This window comes from Ferrigenium sp. UT5 (assembly GCF_045866295.1).
Lineage (GTDB): Bacteria > Pseudomonadota > Gammaproteobacteria > Burkholderiales > Gallionellaceae > Sideroxyarcus.
Genome location: NZ_BAAFRY010000055.1, coordinates 1 through 1,637, shown reverse-complemented (window position 1 = coordinate 1,637; position 1,637 = coordinate 1). Strand labels below are relative to the sequence as shown.

Sequence of the window (1,637 nt, the reverse complement as noted above, 5' to 3'; positions counted from 1 at the left end):
ACAACGGTTGCTGAATCAGGCCATTGAGGCTTGGCGCAAAGAAATGCCCAAACTGGCGACGTGGGCGGAAGAAAACCTGCCCATGGGATTTGCCGTGTTTGATTATCCCGCATCGCACCGGGTGCGGCTGCGTACGACCAACGGACTGGAACGCATCAACCGCGAACTCAAGCGCAGAACGCGCGTGGCTTCGATCTTCCCGAACCCTGATGCCTGTCTGCGCCTCGTGTCCGCCTTGCTGGCGGAATGCGACGATGAGTGGATGAGCGGGAAAATCTATTTGAACATGAACACCTGATGCACGACCTCAAGAATTTTGCTCGTGAGAACTTTTACAGAAAAGGTGTTGCACTATCGCCGGGGTTTTTCACTTTCTGAAATCATCTCGATGCCAGTCAACATCCTGAATCTGCCCGGACTAAACGTACTGGACTTTAAGGAGACGGACGCCGAGTACCACATCAGGGCAGAGCCTGCCGCAATATCCAGACTGTGCCCACACTGCGGTAGATATCACGACACCATCAAGCATGCTCAGAAGACGCTCTTCGTGAGGGACCTGCCTTCGCATGGCAAGAGCGTGGTCATTCATCTGGATGCGCCTCGTCTGCTTTGCAAGCTGTGCAACAAGACCTTCACCGCCGCTGTTCCTGAAGTTGATATAGCTCGGCAGATGACTGAGCGACTGGCTCACTGGATCGGGCGACAGTCTCTCGAATACACCTATGCCGAGATCGCCAAGCAGGCCAACGTCGATGAAAAAACCGTCCGGAATATATTTGACGAATACGTGACAGGACTGGAAAAGCAATTCAAGCGAGAAACACCGCCTTGGCTAGGGATCGACGAAATCAAGTTGGGACGATTCAGGGCTGTATTCACCAATATCCACGGGCGTGCACTGGTCGATATGCTGCCCGACCGCTACAGCGCCTCCATCGTCAAATTCCTGCAATCCCTGTCAGACAAAGAGAAGATCACCCATGTTGCAATGGATATGTGGCGTCCCTATGTTGTCGCCGACACTAATTTGACCCACCTGCCGGGATTCCACTGACCCAGCACCGCACATCAGGAACTGTTGCGGCATCTTAGTTTGCGGACTTTTTATCTGGGTCAACATATTGTCGGTACATGGGTCAAATTAGCGTTGGCGACAACAGTTCGGGCATGGAAACACCCAATGCGCAGGCAATACGCTCGATGTTAGCGATGGACAGATTCCGCTCCCCCCGTTCAACCGAGGAGATGTAGTTGGGGTGCAGGCCTGCGCCTTCAGCCACATTCTCATGAGTCAGTTTCTTCTCCAGACGTATCCGCTTCATATTGCGGGCAAACAGCAGCTGCGCAGCAAACTTTTGAGTAGCGGAGTCTTGATGACAGCCGCGCCCTAATCCACACACTTTGAGTTTGATTTGTGAGCATAGTTTGATAAAGTACACACTATGCGTTTGGATAGCTGAATGTGGATTGATTTCGCCAAAGAAGTCCGAATCGCCCAGTGCGTCCGTTACGGGCGATGCAAATTGAATCGCCCCGAGTTTCGTGGAGGCTGTTTGGTTTAAGTAACGTTGGCAGCATCCTTGTTGGCTAACTGCCGGTAGTATTGTGCCTCAGCTTCTGCGGGCGGGATATGG

3 protein-coding genes are annotated in these 1,637 nt (G+C 52.7%); 2 read left to right on the top strand and 1 reads right to left on the bottom strand.

Annotated features, from left to right (window positions below; all coding sequences use genetic code 11):
• Both ACKTSJ_RS11085 and ACKTSJ_RS11080 read left to right on the top strand, forming a co-directional pair.
• A partial coding sequence (locus ACKTSJ_RS11085; protein ID WP_407900222.1) for a transposase occupies positions 1-298 on the top strand: 298 nt, incomplete at its 5' end.
• Between the two features lie 24 nt (positions 299-322).
• Positions 323-1,057 (top strand): transposase, encoded by a 735-nt coding sequence (locus ACKTSJ_RS11080; protein WP_407900220.1) that lies wholly within the window; start codon positions 323-325, stop codon positions 1,055-1,057.
• Between the two features lie 82 nt (positions 1,058-1,139).
• Here the strand turns inward: ACKTSJ_RS11080 and ACKTSJ_RS11075 are convergent, their stop codons facing one another.
• Positions 1,140-1,442 carry a helix-turn-helix domain-containing protein gene (locus tag ACKTSJ_RS11075; protein WP_407900218.1) on the bottom strand — a complete coding sequence of 101 codons (303 nt, stop codon included), beginning with the start codon at positions 1,440-1,442 and terminating at the stop codon, positions 1,140-1,142.
• Positions 1,443-1,637: the final 195 nt, after the last annotated feature.